Below are 23,086 nucleotides of genomic sequence, written 5' to 3'. Positions count from 1 at the left end.
TGCGCTTTTGCTGCCGTGCATCGATCTGCTATGACAACGCAAAGCCCGCCCGCAAGGACGGGCTTTTTTGTTTGGCAGGCGGATGAATGAAGGCATTTCTTATTGGTGGAACCGGTAGCGGATGCGGTAAAACAACGCTAACACTTGGGCTGCTCCGAGCTTTAACGCGGCGCGGTTTACGAGTGCAACCCTACAAAGTGGGCCCCGACTATATTGATACCGGCTGGCACAGCGCCGTTTCTGGCGTTGCGTCGCGTAACCTCGATGCCTTTATGCTGCCTCAGCCCACCTTAAATTGGCTCTATAACCAACGTGCTCAAGCCGCCGATGTAGCCGTTATTGAAGGCGTGATGGGGCTATACGATGGCTATGGTACGGACCCCAGCTATTGCAGCAGCGCCGGTATGGCCAAGCAGATTGGCTGTCCGGTTATTTTAGTCATCGACGGAAAAGCGGTTTCAACTTCAGCGGCAGCCACCGTGATGGGATTTTGCCATTTTGATCCGGCGGTGCGTATCGCGGGCGTCATTATGAATCGCGTCAATAGCGAAACTCATTACCAACTGCTGAAACAAGCCATTGAAACCTACACTAAAATTCCCGTACTCGGGCGAATGCCTACACTACCCAGCGTGAGTTTGCCTGAGCGCCATCTCGGTTTGATTACTGCTCATGAACAACAGGGCATGGATGCGATATGGGACACCTTAGCGGATAGTCTCGAACAGCATATCGACCTCGATCGTTTGTTGGCGTTGAGCGACGTACAACCCGCGCCGAATGCCTGTGCACCTGCGTTACCTGCGCCCGAATCTGGCCGAGGCTTAACCCTTGCGCTCGCCGACGATGAAGCTTTCCACTTTTACTATCCCGATAATTTGCAGCTGCTTGAACAGCTGGGTATCAACATCGTGCGCTTCAGTCCATTACGCGATGCAGCGCTGCCTGCATGTCAGATGGTTTATATCGGCGGCGGTTATCCCGAGTTACACGGAGAAACGCTGGCGAAAAACAGCAGCATGCGTCAATCGCTGCGTGATGCGCATCAGCGCGGCGTAGCTATTTATGCCGAGTGCGGCGGGCTGATGTATTTGGGTACTACGTTAAAAGATCAGTCTGGAAACACGCACGCGATGGCCGGTATTTTCCCAGGAGAAAGCCGCATGGAAGGGCGTTTAAAGCGTTTTGGTTACTGCCAAGCCACCGCGATGCATGACACGTTACTGGCGGCAGAAGGGGAAACCCTTCGCGGCCATGAGTTCCACTATTCAGATTTTCATACCGATTTCCCGCCTGTTTTCCAGTTTGAAAAACAACGCGACGGCGTGACGCAGCAGCGTTGGCTGGGGGGATATCAAATGGGGAATACCCTCGCCAGCTATCTCCATCTTCATTTTTACCAGCACCCAGAAATGCTGAGCCACTGGCTCAAAAGAGGGCAGGCGCTGTGATCAGTTTCTCTGCTTGTCTGGTGGCCTATCTCTTGGATTTACGCTTGGGTGATCCGCCAACGTGGCCGCATCCGGTGCGCTGGATCGGCAATTTTATTACTTGGGTTCAGAGAGGTATCCGCACGCTTTGTCGCACGGAAGGTGCGCTGTATGTCGGCGGTGCTTTTTTATGGCTGATTGTGGTCGGTGTGTGCTGGGGAGCGACCTACGCACTGCTTGAGCTTTTGTCGCAGCTAAACCCATGGCTCAACTGGCTGGCGCAGGTGTGGATTATTTACACACTGCTGGCAGGACGTTGCCTGAGTGACGCGGCGATGGGAGTGTACGTGGCACTGCAAAATGGATCGCTTGAAGAGTGCCGACGTCAGCTTTCATACATTGTTGGTCGCGACACGTCTGAGCTCGATCGCCCACAGATTACCCGAGCAGTGGTTGAAACGGTGGCGGAAAACAGCGTGGATGGCGTGATTGCGCCGCTTTTCTTTCTTTTCATCGGCGGTGTGCCTTTGATGGTGGCCTACAAAGCGGTGAATACCCTCGATTCAATGGTCGGATATCGGACGGAAAAGTACCGTGCTATCGGCTGTGTTTCGGCGCGAATGGACGATCTTGCCAATCTCATTCCAGCTCGTTTGAGCTGGCTGCTGCTGAGCGTTGCCGCTCGCCTGCTGTGCCTTAACAGCAAGCAGGCACTCAAAATCGGCTGGCGCGATCGCTATCTGCATAAAAGCCCCAACTGCGCGTGGTCTGAAGCCACCGTGGCTGGCGCGCTCGGTGTTCGCCTCGGTGGGCCGAATAAATACTTCGGTGAATGGGTTGAGAAACCGTGGATTGGCGACGAAGAGCGCGAGATTAGCATTCAAGACATTCGCCTCAGTATTCGACTCATGATGACGGCTTCCGCGCTGGCGTTGGCACTTTTTGCATTCGCCAGATGGGCAGTGGTGTTTTGACCTGACCAACTTGACCCCACCCCAACCCTCCCCTTGGCAGGGGAGGGAGCCGCTCGGCGTTGAGTTTGCCAAGGAGATAAAGGGAAGCCGCCGGTGGCGCCGTTATACCCCTCCCCCTGAGAAGGGGGGGCTGGGAGGGGGTAATTCACCTATATCCCCCTCCTTTTGGTCGGGAGGGGGTATTGCCCTTAAAGAAAGAGATATGAAAGTCACGCTGGATCAACCACACAGGATGAACAATGAACTACAACAAAAATCCCCAGAACATTGAGCAGCAAAGCTTTGAGATCATTTCTCAGATCATCGCCGACGAGCGCCCTGATTACCGTTTTGCCGATGAGCTGCAAGAAAAAATTATCAAACGTGCAGTTCACACCAGCGCTGATTTCGAATGGCTGGATATCCTGCATTTTTCGCCTGATGTTTTATCCCGTATTACGCAGGCTCTGCGCCGTGGCTGCACGATTTACACCGATACCACCATGGCGCTTTCAGGCATCAATAAAACCCAGCTCGAGCAGTTAGGGTGCCAATGGCAGTGCTATATCTCAGATCCGCGAGCGGTCGCAATCGCTAAGTCTCAGGGGATTACCCGCTCGATGGCGGCGGTGGATCTCGCCGCGCAGGATCAGGGAGAAAAGCTGTTTGTGTTTGGCAACGCGCCGACCGCGTTATTCCGCTTATTAGAACTGCATCAACAAGGCGTGATGACGCCCGCTGCGGTCATTGGTGTTCCGGTCGGTTTTGTTGGCGCAGCGGAATCCAAACAAGCGCTGGTAGAAAGCGATTTGCCCGGCATTGCAGCCTTAGGGCGTAAGGGCGGCAGCAATATTGCCGCGGCTATTGTTAACGCCATTCTATACCACATGCGAGATGCGCAATGAGTGACACCGGGCTGGATACGCTGTGGCATAACGGCAAAAGCTATCGTAAGGGTTACACCACCGGTTCTTGTGCCACCGCGGCGGCGAAAGTCGCTGCGCTGATGGTGCTGCGCCAGCAGGTGATCAATCAGGTTTCTATCGTTACACCATCGGGCGTTACGCTGCGGCTGAACGTTGAACAGCCTTTGATTTGCGGTCAGCAGGCCAGCGCGGCGATTCGTAAAGACGGCGGTGACGACGTGGATGCCACGCATGGAATGCTGATTTTTGCTCAGGTAGCGCTCAACGACAGTGGCAGCATCAGCATTGTCGGCGGTGAAGGCGTCGGAACCGTAACGCGTAAAGGCATTGGTTTACCGGTGGGAAGTTCAGCCATCAACCGCACGCCGTTGCATACCATTGAAGAAGCGGTGCGTGAAGTTATCGGGCCTGAACGCGGCGCCGAGATTGTTATTTTTGCTCCAGAAGGCGAAGAGCGGGCGCAAAAAACCTATAACGGACGACTGGGCATTTTAGGTGGGATCTCGATTATCGGCACCACCGGCATTGTGACCCCGATGTCTGAAGAGAGCTGGAAACGTTCGCTGGCCTTAGAACTTGAAATGAAGCGCGCTCAGGGGATGACCAGCGTGATCCTCGTGCCGGGCAATCACGGCGAACGCTTTGTACAAGAACAGATGCAGTTAAGCGGTGACCGCGTAGTCACTATGAGTAATTTTGTCGGCTATATGCTGCAAGAAACTCAGCGCCTAGGTTTTCGCCGCGTGGTGCTGGTGGGGCACTTAGGGAAACTTATCAAAGTGGCCGCCGGCATTTTTCATACCCATAGCCATATTGCCGATGGTCGCATGGAAACGCTGGTCACGCGGCTCGCGCTGATGGGCGCTCCGCATGAATTACTGCAAGCGGTGTTTGAATGCAGCACGACGGAAGCCGCGATGGAGCTGATAGAGCAGCACGGCTTGCAGGCTGTGTATAACGATATCGCGCAGGCAATTTGCGCGCGTATCAATCAAATGCTGCGCTTTGCGGTACAGCCGCTGCAATGCGATGCGGTGCTGTTTTCATTCGACAATATTGTGCTCGGCAGTAATCGCCCGGTTAACGACATTGTTGCCGATTTACGTACCGAAATTTCCCAAGAAATTCTCTGCGAAAAGGAGTCTTCATGATTCACGTTGTTGGCATGGGGCCGGGGCATCAGGATTACATCACGCCGCTGGCAAAAAGATTAATTTCACAGGCTGACGTGCTGGTGGGCTGGTCACGTCATTTAAGTGCCTACCACGAATTTCATGGTGAAAAACTGGCCATCGGCAGCGATCTGACTCAGATGGCGTTGTGGCTACAGGATAACGCTGACCGCAATATCGTGGTTCTCGCTTCAGGTGAGCCGATGCTGTACGGCATCGGCAAGCGCTTGATACAAGATCTTCCGCTGGAAAAACTCAATATCGTGTCGGGCATTAGCTCAATACAGTATCTGTTCTCGCGCATCGCCGTGGATATGAACGATATCTACATCACCAGCTGTCACGGCAAACAGCCTGATTTCGATTTTATTTTGCAGCACGAAAAAGTAGCGATGGTGACCGACCACCACATGGGGCCGTATCAAATCGCCCAGCAAATTCTACGTCGTGGGGCAAAACGGACGCTGGTGATTGGCGAAAACCTCTCTTATCCCGATGAACGCATTCATATTTTGCCACCTCAGCAGGTACAGCAGGCTTACGCAATGAACGTGGTGGCGATCCTCAATGAAAGATGATCTGTTTCTACGCGGCCATAAAGTGCCGATGACCAAAGAGGAAGTGCGCCTTGCGGCATTAGAGCGGCTCAATCTGCGTACTGCCAAACGTCTGATCGACGTCGGTGCAGGAACGGGAAGCGTCTCTTTGGAAGCCGCACTCCGCTATCCCGATCTGCATATCACCGCCATCGAGCGCAATCCTGCGGCACTGGCGCTGATTGAGGAAAACTGCCGTCATTTTGGCTGTCAGAATATTGATATTGTGGCGGCAGATGCGCCGCTGGCGTTAGACGTGCGCGCCGATGCGGTATTTATCGGCGGCAGCGGTGGCAATCTCCCCGACATCATTGATTGGGCGCTGGCATTACTTAACGACGGCGGCAGCCTAGTGATGAATTTCATTCTGCTGGAAAACTACCAGCAGGCGTTCAATCAACTGCAAAACCGTGCGGTGGTTGAACTGGAAAGTAGCCTGATTCAGATCTCTCGCCTTACCGCGCTGGGCAGCGGTCACTATTTCAAACCTAACAATCCTACTTATCTGATTTCCTGCCGTAAGGAGCAAACGCATGGCTGAGTCTATCGATCGCGCACAGGTCTATTTCATCGGTGCAGGGCCGGGCGATCCTGAGCTTATTACGTTGAAAGGCCATCGAATTTTATCGCAGGCTGATGTGGTGATTTTTGCGGGATCGCTGATAAATCACGATTTGCTGAATTACTGCAAACCGCAGGCAGAATGCCACGATAGCGCAGGGCTCAACCTTCAGCAGATTATCGATCTGATGGATAAAGGCATTCGTGCAGGAAAACTGGTGGTGCGGTTACAAACCGGCGATCTGTCGTTGTACGGATCTATCCGTGAGCAAGGCGAAGAGTTGGGCAAGCTGGGTATTGGTTTTAGCTCGGTCCCGGGTGTGAGTTCGTTCTTAGGAGCCGCTTCACAGCTTGGCGTGGAATATACGGTGCCTGAAGTTTCTCAAAGTCTGGTGATCACCCGCATGTCTGGACGCACGCCAACGCCTGAGCGTGAGTCATTAGAATCCTTTGCTGCGCACCAAACCTCGATGGCGATTTTCCTTTCGGTACAAGATATTGGTGATGTTGTGGAGCGCCTGCTGAGCGGCGGCTATCCGGCAACCACGCCGGTGGCGGTGGTCTACAAAGCCACTTGGCCAGATCACCAAACGGTACGCGGCACCTTGGAAACCATTGCGCCCTTAGTGCGCAACGCAGGTATTCGAAAAACGGCGCTAATTCTGGTGGGCGCGTTCCTTGGTGATGAATACCACTACTCCAAGTTGTATGACGCAGGCTTTAGCCATGAATACCGTCAGGCCTGAGCCGATGAAGGTGGAATCGCTGGCGTTGTTTTGCCTGACGCCGGGTGGCGTTCGCTTGGCACAACGCCTGCGTCCTTTGCTACCACAGCTATCCACCATCAGCGAATGCTTTACCAGCGAAAAGCTGCTATCGCCCGGTTTCACACCGTTTAGCGGATCCTTTGCCGAAACGATGGCGCAGGCGTTCAAACGCTTTGATGTGCTGATGGTGATCGGCGCAACGGGGATCGTAGTGCGGGTGATTGCGCCGCTGTTACAGGACAAATTCATCGATCCTGCGGTGGTGGTGCTTGATGAGCGCGGCGAACATGCAATCAGTTTGCTTTCAGGGCATATGGGCGGCGCGAATCGGCTCACTCAGCAGATCGCCGAGTTGATTAACGCCGATCCGGTGATCACCACCTCAACCGACGTAAACGGCGTTGCGGCGCTGGATCTATTAGCACAAAAGCTCGATGCGGAGATCGCGGATTTTCGGCATGCGGTGAAGAGCGTGAATCAAATGCTGGTGAGTGGCGATCGCGTCGGGCTATGGCTTGATCCGCGCGTTAACGTGCAACTCACCGAGTACGATCAACGTGGATTTATTCCCGTAGCCGATCTTCATTCATTGCCCGATCTTTCTGCGCTGGTATGCATTAGCTATCACTCGGATCTGCCACCAACGGCGATTCCGGTTTACCAACTGGTGCCTAAGCGCGTGGTACTCGGCGTGGGGTGTCGTAGAGATACGCCGTTTGCCACGCTACATCCGCTGCTATTGCAGAAATTTGCCGAGCTTCATATCGATCCACTCGCGCTCCGCGCCATCGGTAGCATTACGTTGAAACAGGATGAAGCCGCGCTACAACAGCTGGCGCATTGCTATCGCGTACCTTTCCATCTGTTTACGCCTGAAGCGCTGCGCGTGCATGAGCATCGCTTCCCGTGTTCGGATTTTGTGCGTCAAACCGTCGGCGTGGGCTGCGTATCTCAACCTGCTGCATGTCTGCTACTCGAAGAGTACGGCGGCGGAGAAATCATTGGGGAGACGCTGCGAGAGCAGGGAGTCACCCTTACTTTGGCTCTAACCCTTCAGGAAACTCTCTGATGTTATATGTAATCGGCATTGGTCCAGGTAGTCAGTCCATGATGACGCTGGAAGCCATCGAAGCTATTCGTGACGCAGATATTATCGTGGGCTACAAAACTTACACCCACTTAGTAAAAGCCCTGACCACCGATAAAGAGGTGATCAAAACGGGCATGTGTAAAGAGATTGAGCGCTGTCAGGAAGCGTTGAATCTTGCGGTACAAGGCAAAAAAGTTGCGTTGATCAGCAGCGGCGATGCGGGCATTTATGGCATGGCTGGACTGATCCTTGAGCTGGTGACGAAGCAAAAGCTGGACGTTGAAGTCAAGCTGATTGCTGGCGTAACCGCCAGTACCGCTGCGGCATCGCTGCTGGGTGCGCCGCTGATGCACGATTTCTGTCATATCAGCCTGAGCGATCTGCTTACTCCGTGGCCGGTGATTGAACAACGCGTGATTGCCGCTGCGCAGGCCGATTTTGTTATCTGTTTCTACAATCCGCGCAGCCGTGGCCGCGCTGATCATCTTGCTCGCGCCTTCGACCTGATGCGTCCTTACACCGCCGCCAGCACGCCGGTGGGAGTGGTCAAAGCAGCGGGGCGTAAAAAGCAGGAGAAGTGGCTAACAACCTTCGGTGAGATGGACTTTGAAAATGTCGATATGACCAGTCTGGTGATCGTCGGCAATAAAACCACCTACTGTCAGGACGGCTTGATGATTACGCCGCGCGGCTATGTTTTATAACGCTATTTCGAGCAGCAATGCGCCCGAGGCCAATATGGCCACAGCGGCAGGCAAACCCATGCTGCACGTTTTTGGCGGTACGTCAGATGCGCGCCATATTTGTCAGCGTCTTGATGAGATGGGGCTGAGTTACAGCCTTTCCGTGGCAACCGAGGCGGGGCGCGAACTGGCGGGAAATATCAACGGTGAAATTATCGTAGGGCGCATGGATGCCGCGCAGATGAGCGAATGGTTGCAAGCGCGCAGGGTTACGCAGGTTATTGATGCCTCACATCCTTACGCGGGCGTGTTAAGCGCCAATATCGCACACGCCTGCGCCACTCAGAACATTGCGCTGTTGCGCTATTTACGCCCTAGCGAAATTGATGTTTTAGAACATCCTTTGCTGCACAAAGTGGCGAGCGTGGAAGAGGCCTGCGTGGTTGCACATCGTTTGGGTGAGCGGGTTCTATTGACCACCGGCAGCAAACAGCTGACTGACTTTGTGCGTTTGCTGGCGGGCAAAACCCTTTTTGCGCGCGTATTACCGACGCCGGACGTCCTGTTGCAGTGTCAGGATTTAGGGCTGGGCGTAGATAACGTGCTGGCGCTGAAGGGGCCATTTAGCGCCGAGATGAATCAGGCAACTTATCAGCATTGTCAGGCTGACGTGGTGATCACCAAAGAGTCTGGTGCAGAAGGGGGATATCAGCAAAAAGTCGTTCCTTGTTTGGCGCTGAATATTCCCTGCATCGTGATTTGTCGCCCTTCAGAGCCTATGACTGAAGGGCAGATTCGAGTGAGTTCTCTGGCTGAACTTGAACCCTATCTAGCCGACTGGTTACAGAATAAAAAGAGCCAATACCTATGAAAAAAGCCATTTTAATTATCAGTTTTGGTACCAGCTATCACGAGACACGAGCGAAAACCATTGATGCCTGCGAGCGTCGTTTAGCGGAATCCTGTCCCGATCGCGATGCGTTCCGCGCCTTCACGTCTGAGATGATTATTCGCAAGTTGGCGAAGCGAGATGCAATGCAAATCGATAACCCAAATCAGGCGCTGCAGCGTTTGGCCGAGCAGGGCTATCAGGACGTTGTCATTCAGTCATTGCACATCATCAACGGCGATGAATATGAAAAGGTTGTGACTCAGGTACGCGCTCATGCAGGGATGTTTAAACGGCTGCGTATCGGCGTGCCGTTACTGAGTAGCCATGACGATTTTGAGCAGTTGATTGCGGCTATGAAATCACAGATGCCTGCTCTAGCTGAAGATGAGCGCGTGGTATTTATGGGTCATGGTGCGACGCATCATGCCTTTGCGGCTTACGCCTGCCTCGATCATATGCTGATGATCCACCAGATCCCCGCGATGGTGGGGGCCGTAGAGAGCTATCCCGAAATTCACCATGTGGTGACGCGTTTACAGCAACAAAACGTGCGCCGTGTGCATTTGATGCCGCTAATGCTGGTGGCTGGCGATCACGCCATTAACGATATGGCCTCTGACGATGAAGATTCGTGGAAAACCCAGCTTGCTCAGGCCGGTATTGAAGCCACGCCGTGGCTGCAAGGGCTGGGCGAAAATCCACTTATCCAACAAATGTTTGTTGAGCACTTACACGATGTTTTACACCAAGCAGAGGAGGCGGCCTGATGAGCCATGTGAAAAAGGGAAAAGTGTGGGCGATTGCCACCGGTCCTGGCAGCAGCGACTTGATTACCGTTCGTGCCGCGCGGCAACTCGGTGAACTGGATGTGCTGTATGCCCCCGCGGGGCGCAAAGGGGGCGATAGTCTTGCGCTGTCTATCGTGCGTGAATTTTTATCTCCTACGCTCAACATCAAAGAGCGCCATTTCCCGATGAGCGCCGATCAAGGAGAAAAAAGCGCCGCATGGGACGCCGTTGCGCAGGAGATGCAAACGGACGCAGAGCAAGGGCTTCAGGTCGGTTTTATTACGCTGGGTGACGCCATGCTGTTCAGCACATGGGTGTTTTTGCTGGAACGCCTACGCGGGTACGTGGATATCGAAATTATACCCGGCGTGACCTCGTTTGCCTGCATTGCCGCCCGCGCCCAGTTTCCTTTGGCGATGGAGCAGCAGTCTATGGCGGTGGTGGCCTGTACTGCACCTGAAGATGAGCTTGAACAAGCGCTGCTTAACCATGAATGCGTGGTGATGATGAAAGTGTATGGCCGAGTTATTCAGATACGCGAAATGCTGCGTCGTCTGGGATTGCTCGACCATGCAATTTTGATGGCTGAAGCATCGCTGCCGAATGAGCAATGTTTCCATCATCTCGATGAGATCCACGAAGACACCAAACTCCCGTACTTTTCGACGATTTTGGTGAATCGGGCAAGCTGAATGCCCCTATGGGTGATTAACCCCCTCCCAGCCTCCCCCTTCGCAGGGGGAGGAGCACTCCGAGGTTGCTATTAACTCTGTACAGCTCCCTCCCCTGCGAAGGGGAGGGTTGGGGTGGGGTCTTTAACTAAGGATAAAAAATGAAAAACCTCCAACAACTCCCGCTCTACGGCATGGCGCTGGCGGTTCTGCTGACGCTCGCGCCACAAGACGCATTTGCTATGCACATCATGGAAGGCTTTTTACCGCCTTTTTGGGCCTTGGCATGGTGGCTGATGTTCTTGCCTTGTTTAGTGATTGGGGCAACGCGTCTTAAAGCCATCGTACGCGATGACAGCGATAAAAAAGTTCTGCTGGCGTTATGTGCGGCTTTCATTTTTGTGCTGTCGGCGCTAAAAATTCCTTCGGTAACAGGCAGCTGTTCGCATCCAACCGGCGTGGGTTTAGCCGTGATTTTGTTTGGCCCGTGGGTGGTTTCGGTGCTCGGCGCTATTGTTTTGCTATTCCAAGCCCTGTTCTTGGCGCATGGCGGTTTGACTACGCTTGGCGCGAATGGAATGTCGATGGCGGTTATCGGGCCGATGGCGGGCTACGTGGTATGGAAATTAGCGACTCGAGCAGGAATGCGACGTGATGTAGCGGTATTCCTGTGTGCGGCATTAGCTGATTTAGTGACCTATTTTGTGACGTCGGTACAGTTGGGGTTAGCTTTCCCCGATCCTCAACTAGGCGTTATGGCATCGGTAACCAAATTTATGGCCATTTTCTGCCTGACGCAGGTGCCTATCGCTATTGCTGAAGGGCTGTTAACCGTGCTGATTTATGACCAACTATGCAAGCGCCAACTGATTGCTGCAAGGAGCCTTTAAAATGAAAAAAACGCTGATTTTGATCTTTCTGGTGATTGCTTTGGCCGTTTTGCCTTTCTTCATTAATCACGGCGGCGAATATGGTGGTTCAGACGATCAGGCCGAAGGCGTGATTGCTCAAATGGCACCTAGCTATAAACCGTGGTTTGAGCCGCTGTATGAACCTGCAAGCGGTGAAATAGAAAGCCTATTGTTCACGCTGCAAGGCTCCTTCGGTGCCGCGGTGATTTTCTATATCTTGGGCTATTACCGAGGGCGTCGCACCGTTCATGCTGGAGATTGATAAGCTTTCTTACGGCAGCCGCTGGAGCCAAAAAAAACCAGAGCATAAGTTTGCCTTGTATCTGGTTTTACTGCTGACCGCACTGTTGGGTTCCCCGTGGGTCCAACTGTGCGTGCTGCTGTTTTGCGCCGGACTCACCTGTTATTTATTGCGTGTGGGTGTACGGCGTTATCTCCGCTGGCTGGCGGTACCGTTGGCATTTTTGTTCACTGGGCTACTGGGCGTGGTGCTGTCGTTCTCGTGGCAGGCGGATACGCTGTTGTATAGCGTTCACATCGGCCATTTGACCTTGGGCGTTGAGCGCAGTGGATTAATCACGGGGATGAATACGCTGTGTCGCAGCTTGGCGGCGTTATCGGCGACGTACCTCTTCGTACTAACCACGCCTTTCAGCCAGTGGGTGCGTCTGCTCAAGCGCAGCCATCTTCCGCTGGTATTGATTGAACAAGTGCTGCTGACCTACCGCTTTATCTTCATTTTTATTGAGGAAGCCGCTGCTATTCATCGCGCTCAGTCACTGCGTTTTGGCTATGTGTCGTTGCGCACGGGCTACCGTTCGTTGTCGATGTTAGTCGGCATGTTGCTGGCACGCGTGATGGAGCGTCATAAGCAGATGAGCATCGCGTTAGAAGTTAAATTGTACAACGGAGATTTTCATCTGTGAGCACTTCTGGACTTGTCACTCAGCACCTCAGTTTTCAGTATCAGGACGGGGAGACCGTGCTGCACGATCTCTCGTTGGATTTTAATCGCGGTCAGGTAACCGGTTTATTAGGTGCCAACGGCTGCGGGAAGTCTACGTTGTTCATGAACCTGCTGGGAATATTACAGCCAAAGCAGGGCTATGTGATGTGGCAGGGTGAAAAACTGAGCTACGACAAACGGAGCCTTCGTGCACTGCGTCAGCAGGTAGCGATGGTTTTTCAAGAGCCAGACCAGCAAATTTTTTATACCGATATCGACAGCGATATTGCCTTCAGCCTGCGCAATCTTGGCGTTGATGAAGACACCATTCGTCATCGCACCGAGCAGGCTCTAACGCTGGTGGACGCGCTCGGCTTTCGCCATAAACCGGTGCAGTATTTAAGTCACGGGCAGAAAAAACGCGTGGCGATTGCAGGCGCTTTGGTAATGAATGCGGATTATCTGCTGTTGGATGAACCGACCGCCGGACTTGACCCTTCAGGCCGTCAGCAGATGATTCATATTATTCAGAAGATTGTAGCTCAGGGTAAACGCGTGGTGATCTCCAGCCACGATATTGATTTAATTTATGAAGTTTGCGATTACCTGTATGTTCTCGCACAGGGAAAACTGCTGAGTGAAGGCCGCGAGAATGAGGTTTTCCTGCAGCGCGAGATGTTACAACGTGCGGGATTAGTCCAACCATGGCTGGTGAAAATGCATCAGCAGCTGGGATTGCCGTTGTTTAAAACCGAGCATGAGCTGTTTGCTTTCAAGCCGGAATTCATGCCAGAACAGGTTAAATAGGAAAATATCATGGGTTTATCCATCATGGTGCAAGGCACCGCATCGGACGTAGGTAAAAGTGTTCTGGTTGCTGGGCTGTGTCGTATTTTCCATCAAGACGGTTATCGTGTAGCACCGTTCAAATCTCAAAATATGGCGCTGAATTCAGGGATTACCGCTGATGGCGGCGAGATGGGCCGAGCACAAATTTTTCAGGCCGAAGCGGCGGGTATCGAGCCCGATGTGCGTATGAATCCGGTTTTACTCAAGCCAACCAGCGACTGTCGTGCGCAGGTGGTGCTGATGGGAAAAGTGGCCGATCAGATGGACGCTGTGACCTATCACGAATTCAAACCACAACTGCTGGAGCAGATTGCTCAGGTCTATCACAGCCTTGCGGATGAAGTGGATATCATGGTTCTGGAGGGCGCGGGCAGCCCCGCGGAAATCAATCTGCGCGATCGCGATATTGTGAATATGGGGATGGCCGAGAAAGTGAATGTTCCCGTTATTCTGGTGGCCGATATCGACCGTGGCGGGGTGTTCGCCTCCATCTATGGCACCTTGGCCTTGCTGGAACCTGCTGAACGGGCGCGGGTAAAAGGCGTCATTATTAATAAATTCCGCGGCGATGTGAGTTTATTAACTTCGGGTTTGCGTCAGATAGAAGAGCTGACTCACGTGCCCGTGATCGGTGTGATGCCATGGATCGATGTGCAGTTGGAAGATGAAGACGGCGTTGCGCTGCAAAAAGGCAAATATCGTCAGCAAAATGAGAATGTGTTGGACATCGCGGTGATCCAAACGCCGTATATTTCTAACTTCACCGATTTTAATGCGCTCAATGCACAGTCGGATGTGCGGCTGCGCTATGTCACGCATCGTGATGAACTGGGCGCACCCGATTTGTTGATTTTACCCGGTAGTAAAAACACCTTAAGCGATCTCCGCTATTTACACGATAGCGGCCTGACGCATCAAATCTTGCTTGCGCATCAGCAAGGCACGCCGGTGCTAGGCATCTGTGGTGGTTTTCAGATGTTAGGACGGCATATTGTTGATGGCGTGGAATCCGGCGTTGACCAGATGGCGGGGCTTGGGCTGTTGGATTGCGAAACTAAATTTTCACACCAAAAAATGACTACCCGCGTAATTGGCAAGGTTCAGCCTGTGTTAAGCGGTATTTTTGCTGCCTGCCAAGACCATACGTTAGCGGGCTATGAAATTCATATGGGGCACACCGAGCTCGGTGAGCAGGCGTCACCATTGACGTTATTACAGCAACGTAACGGCGAAGAAATCAATCAATGTGAGGGGGCAATAAGCCCCGATGGTTCGGTGGCCGGCACTTACATTCACGGCATTTTCGATTCAGACGACTTCACGCGTAGTTTGTTGAACGCGCTGCGAGAACGCAAAGGTTTAGCGCCGCTCGTGGGAGAAGCATTCCAGTATCAGGCTTTTAGGGATCAACAGTTTGATCTGCTGGCTGCGGCAATGCGCCAGAATATTGATATCGACGCAGTGTATCGCATCATGCGTGAACACGTTGCTGAGCAGGTGGGCCAATGATGATTTTGATTACCGGCGGGGCGCGCAGTGGGAAAAGTACGCTGGCGGAAAAACTGGCCGCTCAACGTGGCGAAAGGGTGCTATATATCGCGACTTCGGTGATAACCGATGACGAGATGGCTCAGCGGGTTGAGAACCATCGGCAAACGCGTCCGGTACAGTGGATAACGCACGAAGGCTATCGCGATCTGGACGCCGTTGTGAGTGAGAAAGGCGAAGGCTGTAACGCCATTATGCTTGAGTGCATCACGACGATGATCACCAATTTGCTGTTTGAACAGGCGGGCAACGTGGCCGCTGAAGAGATGGATTTCACCGCGCTTGAGCAAGGCATACATCAGCAAATCGACGCGCTGATATTGGCATGTAGCAAAAGTGATATTCCCATTTATATCGTTACCAACGAACTTGGGATGGGCATTGTGCCGGATAACCTGCTTGCGCGACGTTTTAGGGATATTGCCGGGCGCGTCAATCAACGGCTGGCAGCTCAGGCGCAGCAGGTTTACCTCGTCATTTCAGGAATTGAAGTAAAAATAAAAGGCTGATAACTCCGGTCGTTTACATTTCAACAGAGACAACCATGCAAACATTAGAACAAATTATTGCTCAGATTAAACCACTGAACCAAGACGCGATGCGTAAAGCCCAGATAAAACTCGATGGTCTGTTAAAGCCAACAGGCAGCTTGGGGCGTCTGGAGAAGTTAGCCGTGCAGCTAGCCGGTATTTTCGGTGAAGATTCGGTGAATGTAGAGCAGAAGAAAATTATTGTGATGGCGGCAGATCATGGCGTTTTTGAAGAAGGCGTGGCGGTTTCTCCGCGCGCGGTGACGGCGATTCAAGCCCAGAATATGGTGCATGGCGTGACGGGCGTTTGCGTATTGGCAAAACATGCCGGTGCCGAAGTGGTGATTGTTGACGCGGGCATTGACTGCGATCCGATCCCTGGCGCGGTTGATATGCGTATGGGGAGAGGGTGTGGAAACATTGCCCAAACTGCCGCGATGAGCCGTGAGCAGGCAGAAACTCTATTAGTTAAATCGGCAATGCTGGCGATGCAACAGGCAGAGAGTGGCGTGCGCTTGCTCGGTGTCGGCGAATTGGGAATAGCGAATACCACCCCTGCCGCCGCGATTGTTAGTGTGATGACGGATAACGACCCGGAACGCGTTGTCGGCATTGGAGCCAATTTCCCGAGCGACCAACTTCAGCACAAAGTTAGCGTGGTGCGCCGTGCTATTGCCTGCAATCAGCCAAACGCAGACGATGGAATTGATGTGTTAGCTAAAGTTGGAGGCTTCGATTTGGCGGGTATGACAGGGCTGATGTTAGGTGCTGCGGCAGCGGGGCTTCCGGTGGTGCTTGATGGCTTCCTCTCTTACGCCTCGGCGCTGGTTGCTTGCCAGATTGCACCGCAGGTTCACGATTATCTGATCCCTTCTCACTTTTCTGCAGAAAAAGGCGCCCGTATTGCGTTAGAACAGCTGAAACTTGAACCTTATCTTCAGCTAGAAATGCGTTTGGGCGAAGGCAGCGGCGCGGCTGTTGCCATGCATATCGTAGACGCCGCATGTGCAGCCTATAACGAGATTGGCAGCTTGGCTGATAGCAACATAGTTCTTCCCGCTTAACGTTCCTCTCAACATTCACTTTCCCCTGTATCCCTCTGGTACAGGGGCTCTGCCGCACTTTCCCTTCGTAAATTCCTTACCGCTTCACCACCATTTCACAACATTATTTTTGTTATAACATCGCAAATCCTGAGAGATATATTTCCATAAAATAATAATCATGCTACTAGCGCGAATAGGCCTAATTGGCAGGAAAATCAATGTATTTTTCGGGAAGTAAAAAAACTATTTGCAGAATTAGGAACGTTTATTAAAAACAATAAAATTTATTATTTGGTATTAATCCTATTGCAACATATGTATTTCATCTCCCATTGTTGCATTTATGTTTAATTATTGTTTTTGATTTGATCAAAAACAGTGGTTTTTAGCTTTAAACACCGGATTTTTACACTTTATAAAATTTAACTTTTTATAATATCTTTCTTTAAAAGATTATATATCGCAACTTTTCAATGTGCGACAAAGTAGCTCGCATAAGTCATAGGAATTATCCTATTTAGGTGAAACTGTCGTATTAACCTATTAGTGTAAATTTTTGTTTTTTTATGACAATGTCGGAATTATTATTTCCGGAGCCAGATATGAGTACGGATTACACAATTTTTATCTGGGAAGTGAAATTTTTAACTGGTGTTATGGCTTAATCTCCTGTTTGCATAAGATAAATTAATAAATATATTTATCTGAAAACCACAAAATAAAATTTCACAGGGAATAAATACATTATGGATATTTTCGCCTTTACTGGCGAAGGATCTCTTATTATCTAAATTATGGAAACAAAAATGAAAATGAATAAATTAGCTGTGGCATTGGTTATGACTATGGGTATTGCGTCTGCGGCGGCTAATGCAGCAGGCACAGTAGGCGGCAACGGTGTTATTAAATTCAACGGTTCTATTGTTGATGCTGCATGTTCAATCGCGCCTAATAACAGCGACCAGACTATCGATCTGGGTTCCATTGCAATTAAAGCCTTGAAAGACGGTGCTAAATCAACTCCATCTGATTTCCACATCAAGCTGACTGGCTGCGACGTTAGCGGCGGTGCTGCACCTAAAGCTTCTATTACTTTCAACGGTACTAGCGCTAAGGGTTCAAGCAACCTGTTAGGTATTGTCAGCAGCACAGCATCAGGCGTGGGTGTTGGTATTACCGATGCTAACGGTAAAGATTTCGAACTGGGTAAAGAAACTGAAGTTAAGACCTTGATTCAAGGCGATAACTCACTTGACTTTGCTGCCTACGTGCAGGCAACAGGTGCTTCAGGTTCTGCTATCACCGCAGGTGATTTCACCAGCCAGACTGACTTCGTGATTACTTACAACTAATTGTTCTTGAATGATTGGAACTGTAACTGCACTGAGAATGCTGAGTGCTTGATTACAGGAAAGATTATTTAAAAATTATGTTGTGGTCATGGATGAGGGCGTTGATGACAACGCCCTTATTTCCAGAGAGTGGTTTAGCAGGAGAGATAGCATGGTGGTCCGTACGCTCTGTGCCTTTATGGTTTTAGTTGTAACAACGGCGGGAGCTATGGATGTTCAGCAAGGGCGCGTCAGAATGGGCGGCACCTTAGTGGCAACCGCATGCAGCATATCTTCTGGATCATTAGAGCAGGTTATTGATTTGGGTACTCTGCCCGTTAGCGAGCTTGCACGTACTGGGCAAGGTCCTGAAAAAGCATTTGTCATCAAATTGGAAAACTGTGAACTGACTTCTCAGGATAATTTGCGTCCTGATTTTAAAAGCGTACACCTCACGTTTGATGGGGTGAGAGACGATACGGCCAATTTACTCAGTATTCATGGAGAGGCCAGCGGGATTGGTCTGATACTAAAAGATGAGGCTGGCAATACTATTGTGCCGGGGAAAGCCTTACCGGATATTCCACTGAATGTGGGGTCGATGGATTTGAATTATAAGCTGGCGATTCAGCGAAATAAGCACGAATTACGCGCTGGGAGTTACAGCGTTATTGTGAAGTTCAAAGTGGAATATTTATAAAAAAAGATTTTATAGAAAAATAATTACTCTCCTCATCGTTACCTCATATTGGGTAAGGGGAGTTTGCGCATAAAAACGAATTTCAGGCAGATTTTTATCTTCATGTTATGCGCACATTTGGTGAATGGTTTTCTGTAAGAACTGTTTTTGTTTGGTACATCTGGGCTAGAAAATAATAGAGACGGTAATGTCTACATTCCATATCAATAAAATCAGTTTGGCCATGGCGTTTGCATTGGCTAGCACCAGTATGTCCAGCAAGGCCGTGGAATTTAATACGGATATGCTAGATACCGCAGATAAGGCAAATATCGACTTTTCTCGTTTCTCAAAAGCCAACTATATCTTGCCTGGTCTGTATCAGTTAGCGCTGAGAGTAAATGACCAAAACGTGGGTGAGTATCCTTTTAATTACTACCCGCGTGATAACGAGGCAGACAGCAGCGAAGCCTGCGTTTCACCGCAAATAGTCAGTGAATTGGGATTGAAGCCTGCCGCCTTAAATAAAGTGACCTACTGGCATCAAGGGGAGTGTGCGGATTTCAGTCAGTTGGATGGCACAACAGTTCGTGGCGATTTATCGAACTCAAGTTTGCAGCTTTCTGTTCCACAGGCATGGATCGAGTACAGCGATCCGAACTGGGTGCCATCGTCACGTTGGGATGAAGGCATCCCCGGTTTGCTGCTGGACTACAACCTGAATGCTTCGATGAGTCGCCCTAATGAAGGTAGCAATAGCCAAAATGCCAGCATAAGCGGAACCGTGGGGGCTAACGCAGGTGCTTGGCGTTTACGTGGTGACTATCAGGGCAGCTATAGCCGTGCTTCAGGCTCATCACAGAGCAGCCAGCACAATATGGATTGGAGCCGCGTTTATATGTATCGCGCGCTGCCGGCGCTACGTTCAACGCTATCGGTGGGGGAGAACTATCTCTCATCCAGTATTTTCGACTCTTGGCGCTATACCGGGATGTCTTTAAGCAGCGATGACCGAATGCTGCCTCCTGCATTGCGTGGCTATGCACCGGAAGTTTCAGGGATTGCTAAAACGAACGCTAAGGTTGTGGTGACTCAGCAAGGACGTGTGCTGTACGAAACCACGGTGCCATCGGGTCCATTTCGTATTCAAGATTTGAGTAGCGCAGTGACCGGTAAGCTTGACGTAAAGGTTGAGGAACAGGATGGGACGGTTCAAACATTTCAGGTTGATACCGCGACGATCCCTTATCTGACCCGCCCCGGAATGGTGCGTTATAAGTTTGCGATGGGGCGTCCGTCAACCTACGAACATCATATACAAGGTCCAACTTTTGCAACCGGTGAGTTTTCATGGGGGATTGCCAATAGTTGGTCTTTGTATGGCGGTAGCATTCTTGCAGGTGATTACAATTCGGCGTCGATGGGTATTGGGCGCGACTTGTTCTTGCTCGGGGCTGTTTCTGCTGACGTGACGCAGTCTTTTGCGCGCTTACCCGGAGAAGAGAAACGTCAAGGAAAGTCATGGCGTCTGAGCTATTCCAAACGTTTTGATGAGTACGATAGTGAAGTGACCTTTGCGGGCTATCGCTTCTCCGAGCGTGACTATATGTCGATGGGCGAATTCTTGGATGCGCGCTATCACGAGGAAAACTCAGGCCACGATAAAGAGCTTTATACCATCACGGCGAACAAAAACTTCTCCGAAGTGGGACTGAGTTTTTACTTCAGCTATAGCCACCAGACCTATTGGGATCAGCCAACGGATGACCGGTATAGCCTGTCTGGAAGCACGTATGTGAGCCTATTTTCACTGAAAAATGTGTCTCTCAACGTTTCAGCCACGCGCAGCAAGATTAACGAACGCAACGACGATGCGGTATTTGTGAGCCTATCTATTCCGATGGGGAATTCTGCATCAATCGGCTATGACGGCCAGTACAGCAACAATCGATATAGCCAGAACGTGAGCTATTACGACCGTGTTGATAACAACAATAACTACCGAGTATCAACAGGGATAAGCAGCGGCGGCGATGAGAGCACCCGTACACAATTTAATGGCTACTACAGCCATCGCGGCGATTTCGCTGATATGAGCGCCAACGCCGCCTATTCGCAGGGCAACTATAGCTCGGCGGGGATGACGATGCAGGGTGGTGCCACGATTACGGCGAAAGGTGCCGCGTTACATTCGGGCGGGATCAGCGGAGGTACGCGTTTGATGGTGGATACCGAAGGCGTTGGTGGCGTTCCGATTAACGGTGGCCGCGTGCATACCAACGGTTACGGCATTGGGGTGATTACGGATATGAACAGCTATTACCGTAATTCAACCAGCATTGATTTAACCAAAATGGCCGACGACGTGGATTCTAGCCGCTCCGTAGTGGACTCAGCGCTGACCGACGGGGCAATTGGTTACCGTAAATTTGGCGTAATCAAAGGTGCGAAAGCGCTGGCGGTACTGGCACTGGCAGATGGGAGCCACCCACCGTTTGGTGCCAGCATAAGAAATAGTGAAGGCAAGGAATTGGCGATCGTAGGTGATGGCGGCATAGCCTGGTTAACCGGCCTACAGGGCGGGGAGTCACTCGACGTGTTATGGGATGGCGCAGCACAGTGCGCAATATCCATTCCTAAAACCTTGCGAGATCAGGAGCAACTGCTTTTGCCGTGTCATGCGGTAGCGCAAAGCCAAACATCCACGGTAGCGAAAGATAGCGCTGCTTTAGAACCGACAAATAACATCCATGAAGAGCAATAACATTATGAAATTAAAACAAACTTTATCATTAGGCTTCGTCTTGTTACTGGCTGCTCAGGCAGCCGATGCAGCCATTGCTCTCGATCGTACTCGCGCTATTTTTGACGGTAGCCAAAAGTCGATCAGCCTGAATATTCGCAACGATAATACTCAGTTGCCTTATTTGGCACAGTCATGGTTGGAAGATAGTAATGGTCAGAAGATCACCGACCCGCTGGTGGTTGTGCCGCCTGTTCAACGCGTTGAACCTGGTGCTAAGAGCCAGATCCGAATCAATGCTATGGCTGGGGTTGCCAAACTTCCACAGGATCGCGAGTCTGTATTCTATTTCAACGTACGTGAAATCCCGCCGCGTAGTACTAAACAAAACGTGATGCAGATTGCGTTGCAAACCAAGATCAAACTGTTTTATCGACCAGCGCCGATCGCGATCGATTCAGATGTGATTTGGCAGGAAAAAGTTGTGCTGACTAAAGTCGGTGATGGATATCAGATCCACAACCCAACGCCTTATTACCTCACCGTGATTGGTATCTCTGGGCAGGCGAAGTCGGATTCAGCAAATGATTTTCGTCCTGTGATGGTGCCGCCAAAATCGACGCTTAAGGCGGTTTCCCCAGTTTATGCCACGCCATATGTCACCTATATCAACGATTTTGGCGGTCGTCCTGAACTGAAATTTACCTGTAATGGTAGCGAGTGCCGTGCCGTTGCCAACCAAGGCTAGTGGTGAATGCTATGCGTACTTCATGTCTAAAGTTTGCTCGCACAACGCTGTGGCTCTTCCTGTTTTCAGGGAGTATCACCGCAGTGGATCTGCGATTGGCTAATGCAGAAGACATTGATGGCTGGGATGTTTTTGGTATGCATGGCGAGCTCCTAGTACAGGGCGCATTAACGGAACCGACCTGCGTACTGGAAATGGAATCGAAAGAACAATCGGTGAATTTAGGAACGATTTCCCGTGTGAGTTTGAATCGGGTGGGAAATCGAACCGATCCCGTAGCGGTGCATATCCGACTGAAAGACTGCGGCGTAGTGGGCAACTCACCGCGAGACAATATGCACGGCGGCAATATCACCTATCTTCCTGGACAGTTGGTTTCCTATATCACCGTGAATGGCGTGGAGAGTGACAATAATAAATATCTGATGAAGATATTTGGCTCAGCACGAGGGGTTGGTTTGCGATTGGAAGATGACAGACATCGTCAGTTGATCCCCGGCGAACATAGCGAGCCGTTGATCATGTCTCAAGGAAATATGGATTTAGTGATGCATGCCATGCTGGAGCGAATTCCTGAAGAACTGATCGAAGGTGAATTTCATACCACGGTTAATTTAAATATTTCGTACCAGTAAAGCATTTTAATCAGAAATATGCGCTCGTAGTTATGCTGAGGAAAATAAATATGAAGTTTTTAGCCTTGCTATGTTTAGCGCTATTTTCAAGCACTTCATGGGCAACGATAGATATTAACTTTCATGGTGAAGTCGTCAGTGAGCCTTGTGAGGTTGACATAAACTCTGATGGGCAGAGTGTGGATTTTGGTGTTACTGCGATTAAGACATTTTATTCAGCAGGTCGCTCTGACTCTAAACCTTTCAGCATTGGTCTTAAAAATTGTGACGTTTCAATTTCGAAAACGGTGTTGGTGTCTTTTATTGGCGCAGAAGATAGCGATCAAAAAGGGTATCTCTCTTTAAAAAGTGCTCAGGTTAAAGGTTTGGCAATCGGCATAGAGTCGATATCTGGTGATGTTCAAAACCCATCTACGCTTATCCCACTGAATACGGGTTCGGCTAAGTACAGCCTGACTCAAGGCGCCAACTCCTTTAAGTTCGCTGCATTTTTACAGGCGTCACCAAAAAGTATTGCCGACCACAGCATTACAGAAGGGGACTTTAATACTACGGCAGAATTTCATCTTGAATATCCCTAGTCGATATATT

Annotated in this window: 25 protein-coding genes; all 25 read left to right on the top strand. The window is 50.8% G+C overall.

Translation table 11 applies throughout. The features are described from left to right. Positions 1 to 86 precede the first annotated feature (86 nt). The 25 genes from RSC70_RS10465 (at position 87) to RSC70_RS10345 (ending at position 23,076) form a co-directional block, all read left to right on the top strand. A complete protein-coding gene (locus tag RSC70_RS10465) occupies positions 87 to 1,451 on the top strand; it encodes a cobyrinate a,c-diamide synthase (RefSeq protein ID WP_332542365.1) in 1,365 nt (454 codons plus the stop codon). Then, positions 1,451 to 2,404, top strand: coding sequence for an adenosylcobinamide-phosphate synthase CbiB (gene cbiB / locus RSC70_RS10460; protein WP_332542406.1), 954 nt, complete (start codon positions 1,451 to 1,453; stop codon positions 2,402 to 2,404). The genes RSC70_RS10465 and cbiB overlap by 1 nt, the downstream gene beginning before the upstream one ends. Positions 2,405 to 2,643: 239 nt before the next feature. Continuing rightward, on the top strand, positions 2,644 to 3,288 hold the full coding sequence (locus tag RSC70_RS10455) for a cobalt-precorrin-8 methylmutase (RefSeq protein WP_282808044.1): 645 nt from the start codon (positions 2,644 to 2,646) through the stop codon (positions 3,286 to 3,288). Further along, positions 3,285 to 4,460 carry a cobalt-precorrin-5B (C(1))-methyltransferase CbiD gene (gene cbiD / locus RSC70_RS10450; protein WP_103009093.1) on the top strand — a complete coding sequence of 392 codons (1,176 nt, stop codon included), beginning with the start codon at positions 3,285 to 3,287 and terminating at the stop codon, positions 4,458 to 4,460. Before RSC70_RS10455 ends, cbiD begins: the two co-directional genes overlap by 4 nt. Beyond that, the gene (locus RSC70_RS10445) at positions 4,457 to 5,059 is read left to right on the top strand and encodes a cobalt-precorrin-7 (C(5))-methyltransferase (RefSeq protein ID WP_063585766.1); all 603 of its coding nucleotides are present in this window, start codon (positions 4,457 to 4,459) and stop codon (positions 5,057 to 5,059) included. Before cbiD ends, RSC70_RS10445 begins: the two co-directional genes overlap by 4 nt. After that, positions 5,049 to 5,618, top strand: coding sequence for a decarboxylating cobalt-precorrin-6B (C(15))-methyltransferase (locus tag RSC70_RS10440; protein WP_130933563.1), 570 nt, complete (start codon positions 5,049 to 5,051; stop codon positions 5,616 to 5,618). The genes RSC70_RS10445 and RSC70_RS10440 overlap by 11 nt, the downstream gene beginning before the upstream one ends. Further along, entirely contained in the window at positions 5,611 to 6,384 is a 774-nt protein-coding gene (locus tag RSC70_RS10435; RefSeq protein ID WP_282814532.1) for a cobalt-precorrin-4 methyltransferase, read from the top strand. The genes RSC70_RS10440 and RSC70_RS10435 overlap by 8 nt, the downstream gene beginning before the upstream one ends. Further along, entirely contained in the window at positions 6,365 to 7,474 is a 1,110-nt protein-coding gene (locus RSC70_RS10430) for a cobalt-precorrin 5A hydrolase (protein ID WP_332542363.1), read from the top strand. The genes RSC70_RS10435 and RSC70_RS10430 overlap by 20 nt, the downstream gene beginning before the upstream one ends. After that, complete coding sequence (locus tag RSC70_RS10425; RefSeq protein ID WP_025800485.1) at positions 7,474 to 8,199, top strand: precorrin-3B C(17)-methyltransferase; 726 nt, start codon at positions 7,474 to 7,476, stop codon at positions 8,197 to 8,199. Before RSC70_RS10430 ends, RSC70_RS10425 begins: the two co-directional genes overlap by 1 nt. A 34-nt stretch (positions 8,200 to 8,233) precedes the next feature. After that, positions 8,234 to 9,049, top strand: a complete 816-nt coding sequence (locus RSC70_RS10420) for a cobalt-precorrin-6A reductase (protein WP_332542405.1) — start codon at positions 8,234 to 8,236, stop codon at positions 9,047 to 9,049. After that, on the top strand, positions 9,046 to 9,837 hold the full coding sequence (cbiK, locus tag RSC70_RS10415) for a sirohydrochlorin cobaltochelatase (RefSeq protein ID WP_063585762.1): 792 nt from the start codon (positions 9,046 to 9,048) through the stop codon (positions 9,835 to 9,837). Before RSC70_RS10420 ends, cbiK begins: the two co-directional genes overlap by 4 nt. After that, positions 9,837 to 10,550 (top strand): cobalt-factor II C(20)-methyltransferase, encoded by a 714-nt coding sequence (locus tag RSC70_RS10410; protein ID WP_332542362.1) that lies wholly within the window; start codon positions 9,837 to 9,839, stop codon positions 10,548 to 10,550. Before cbiK ends, RSC70_RS10410 begins: the two co-directional genes overlap by 1 nt. A gap of 140 nt (positions 10,551 to 10,690) precedes the next feature. Next, on the top strand, positions 10,691 to 11,419 hold the full coding sequence (locus RSC70_RS10405) for an energy-coupling factor ABC transporter permease (protein WP_332542361.1): 729 nt from the start codon (positions 10,691 to 10,693) through the stop codon (positions 11,417 to 11,419). Position 11,420: 1 nt separating this feature from the next. Continuing rightward, entirely contained in the window at positions 11,421 to 11,702 is a 282-nt protein-coding gene (locus RSC70_RS10400; RefSeq protein WP_040046791.1) for an energy-coupling factor ABC transporter substrate-binding protein, read from the top strand. Then, positions 11,689 to 12,366 (top strand): energy-coupling factor ABC transporter transmembrane protein, encoded by a 678-nt coding sequence (locus RSC70_RS10395; protein ID WP_332542360.1) that lies wholly within the window; start codon positions 11,689 to 11,691, stop codon positions 12,364 to 12,366. Before RSC70_RS10400 ends, RSC70_RS10395 begins: the two co-directional genes overlap by 14 nt. Beyond that, entirely contained in the window at positions 12,363 to 13,193 is an 831-nt protein-coding gene (locus tag RSC70_RS10390) for an ATP-binding cassette domain-containing protein (RefSeq protein ID WP_332542359.1), read from the top strand. The genes RSC70_RS10395 and RSC70_RS10390 overlap by 4 nt, the downstream gene beginning before the upstream one ends. 9 nt (positions 13,194 to 13,202) lie before the next feature. Beyond that, on the top strand, positions 13,203 to 14,744 hold the full coding sequence (locus tag RSC70_RS10385) for a cobyric acid synthase (RefSeq protein ID WP_332542358.1): 1,542 nt from the start codon (positions 13,203 to 13,205) through the stop codon (positions 14,742 to 14,744). Next, a complete protein-coding gene (gene cobU, locus RSC70_RS10380) occupies positions 14,744 to 15,292 on the top strand; it encodes a bifunctional adenosylcobinamide kinase/adenosylcobinamide-phosphate guanylyltransferase (RefSeq protein ID WP_332542404.1) in 549 nt (182 codons plus the stop codon). Before RSC70_RS10385 ends, cobU begins: the two co-directional genes overlap by 1 nt. A gap of 35 nt (positions 15,293 to 15,327) precedes the next feature. Further along, a complete protein-coding gene (cobT, locus tag RSC70_RS10375; protein WP_332542357.1) occupies positions 15,328 to 16,377 on the top strand; it encodes a nicotinate-nucleotide--dimethylbenzimidazole phosphoribosyltransferase in 1,050 nt (349 codons plus the stop codon). A 788-nt stretch (positions 16,378 to 17,165) separates the two neighbouring features. Next, complete coding sequence (locus RSC70_RS10370; protein WP_025800496.1) at positions 17,166 to 17,711, top strand: fimbrial protein; 546 nt, start codon at positions 17,166 to 17,168, stop codon at positions 17,709 to 17,711. A gap of 151 nt (positions 17,712 to 17,862) precedes the next feature. Continuing rightward, positions 17,863 to 18,390, top strand: coding sequence for a fimbrial protein (locus RSC70_RS10365; protein ID WP_234618921.1), 528 nt, complete (start codon positions 17,863 to 17,865; stop codon positions 18,388 to 18,390). Positions 18,391 to 18,577: 187 nt separating this feature from the next. Beyond that, on the top strand, positions 18,578 to 21,133 hold the full coding sequence (locus RSC70_RS10360) for an outer membrane usher protein (RefSeq protein WP_332542356.1): 2,556 nt from the start codon (positions 18,578 to 18,580) through the stop codon (positions 21,131 to 21,133). Between the two features lie 4 nt (positions 21,134 to 21,137). Further along, on the top strand, positions 21,138 to 21,860 hold the full coding sequence (locus RSC70_RS10355; protein ID WP_025800498.1) for a fimbria/pilus periplasmic chaperone: 723 nt from the start codon (positions 21,138 to 21,140) through the stop codon (positions 21,858 to 21,860). 11 nt (positions 21,861 to 21,871) lie between these two features. Further along, positions 21,872 to 22,495: a fimbrial protein gene (locus RSC70_RS10350; protein WP_040046797.1), complete on the top strand. Its 624-nt coding sequence runs from the start codon at positions 21,872 to 21,874 to the stop codon at positions 22,493 to 22,495. 50 nt (positions 22,496 to 22,545) lie between these two features. Continuing rightward, positions 22,546 to 23,076, top strand: a complete 531-nt coding sequence (locus tag RSC70_RS10345; RefSeq protein ID WP_063585755.1) for a fimbrial protein — start codon at positions 22,546 to 22,548, stop codon at positions 23,074 to 23,076. Positions 23,077 to 23,086: the final 10 nt, after the last annotated feature.

It is taken from the genome of Hafnia sp. (assembly GCF_036648275.1).
Classification (GTDB): domain Bacteria; phylum Pseudomonadota; class Gammaproteobacteria; order Enterobacterales; family Enterobacteriaceae; genus Hafnia; species Hafnia alvei.
This window is presented reverse-complemented; position numbering and strand designations above follow the sequence as displayed.

Bases quoted from the DNA above. Each gene is read 5' to 3' on its own strand.
- RSC70_RS10395 (WP_332542360.1), top strand. From the start codon at position 11,689: ATGCTGGAGATTGATAAGCTTTCTTACGGCAGCCGCTGGAGCCAAAAA.
- RSC70_RS10420 (WP_332542405.1), top strand. From the start codon at position 8,234: ATGGCCACAGCGGCAGGCAAACCCATGCTGCACGTTTTTGGCGGTACG.
- cobU (WP_332542404.1), top strand. From the start codon at position 14,744: ATGATTTTGATTACCGGCGGGGCGCGCAGTGGGAAAAGTACGCTGGCG.
- RSC70_RS10345 (WP_063585755.1), top strand. From the start codon at position 22,546: ATGAAGTTTTTAGCCTTGCTATGTTTAGCGCTATTTTCAAGCACTTCA.
- RSC70_RS10430 (WP_332542363.1), top strand. From the start codon at position 6,365: ATGAATACCGTCAGGCCTGAGCCGATGAAGGTGGAATCGCTGGCGTTG.
- RSC70_RS10385 (WP_332542358.1), top strand. From the start codon at position 13,203: ATGGGTTTATCCATCATGGTGCAAGGCACCGCATCGGACGTAGGTAAA.
- RSC70_RS10370 (WP_025800496.1), top strand. From the start codon at position 17,166: ATGAAAATGAATAAATTAGCTGTGGCATTGGTTATGACTATGGGTATT.
- RSC70_RS10360 (WP_332542356.1), top strand. From the start codon at position 18,578: ATGTCTACATTCCATATCAATAAAATCAGTTTGGCCATGGCGTTTGCA.
- RSC70_RS10440 (WP_130933563.1), top strand. From the start codon at position 5,049: ATGAAAGATGATCTGTTTCTACGCGGCCATAAAGTGCCGATGACCAAA.
- RSC70_RS10455 (WP_282808044.1), top strand. From the start codon at position 2,644: ATGAACTACAACAAAAATCCCCAGAACATTGAGCAGCAAAGCTTTGAG.
- RSC70_RS10400 (WP_040046791.1), top strand. From the start codon at position 11,421: ATGAAAAAAACGCTGATTTTGATCTTTCTGGTGATTGCTTTGGCCGTT.
- RSC70_RS10445 (WP_063585766.1), top strand. From the start codon at position 4,457: ATGATTCACGTTGTTGGCATGGGGCCGGGGCATCAGGATTACATCACG.
- RSC70_RS10365 (WP_234618921.1), top strand. From the start codon at position 17,863: ATGGTGGTCCGTACGCTCTGTGCCTTTATGGTTTTAGTTGTAACAACG.
- RSC70_RS10410 (WP_332542362.1), top strand. From the start codon at position 9,837: ATGAGCCATGTGAAAAAGGGAAAAGTGTGGGCGATTGCCACCGGTCCT.
- cobT (WP_332542357.1), top strand. From the start codon at position 15,328: ATGCAAACATTAGAACAAATTATTGCTCAGATTAAACCACTGAACCAA.
- cbiK (WP_063585762.1), top strand. From the start codon at position 9,046: ATGAAAAAAGCCATTTTAATTATCAGTTTTGGTACCAGCTATCACGAG.
- RSC70_RS10350 (WP_040046797.1), top strand. From the start codon at position 21,872: ATGCGTACTTCATGTCTAAAGTTTGCTCGCACAACGCTGTGGCTCTTC.
- cbiD (WP_103009093.1), top strand. From the start codon at position 3,285: ATGAGTGACACCGGGCTGGATACGCTGTGGCATAACGGCAAAAGCTAT.
- RSC70_RS10405 (WP_332542361.1), top strand. From the start codon at position 10,691: ATGAAAAACCTCCAACAACTCCCGCTCTACGGCATGGCGCTGGCGGTT.
- RSC70_RS10355 (WP_025800498.1), top strand. From the start codon at position 21,138: ATGAAATTAAAACAAACTTTATCATTAGGCTTCGTCTTGTTACTGGCT.
- RSC70_RS10465 (WP_332542365.1), top strand. From the start codon at position 87: ATGAAGGCATTTCTTATTGGTGGAACCGGTAGCGGATGCGGTAAAACA.
- RSC70_RS10425 (WP_025800485.1), top strand. From the start codon at position 7,474: ATGTTATATGTAATCGGCATTGGTCCAGGTAGTCAGTCCATGATGACG.
- RSC70_RS10435 (WP_282814532.1), top strand. From the start codon at position 5,611: ATGGCTGAGTCTATCGATCGCGCACAGGTCTATTTCATCGGTGCAGGG.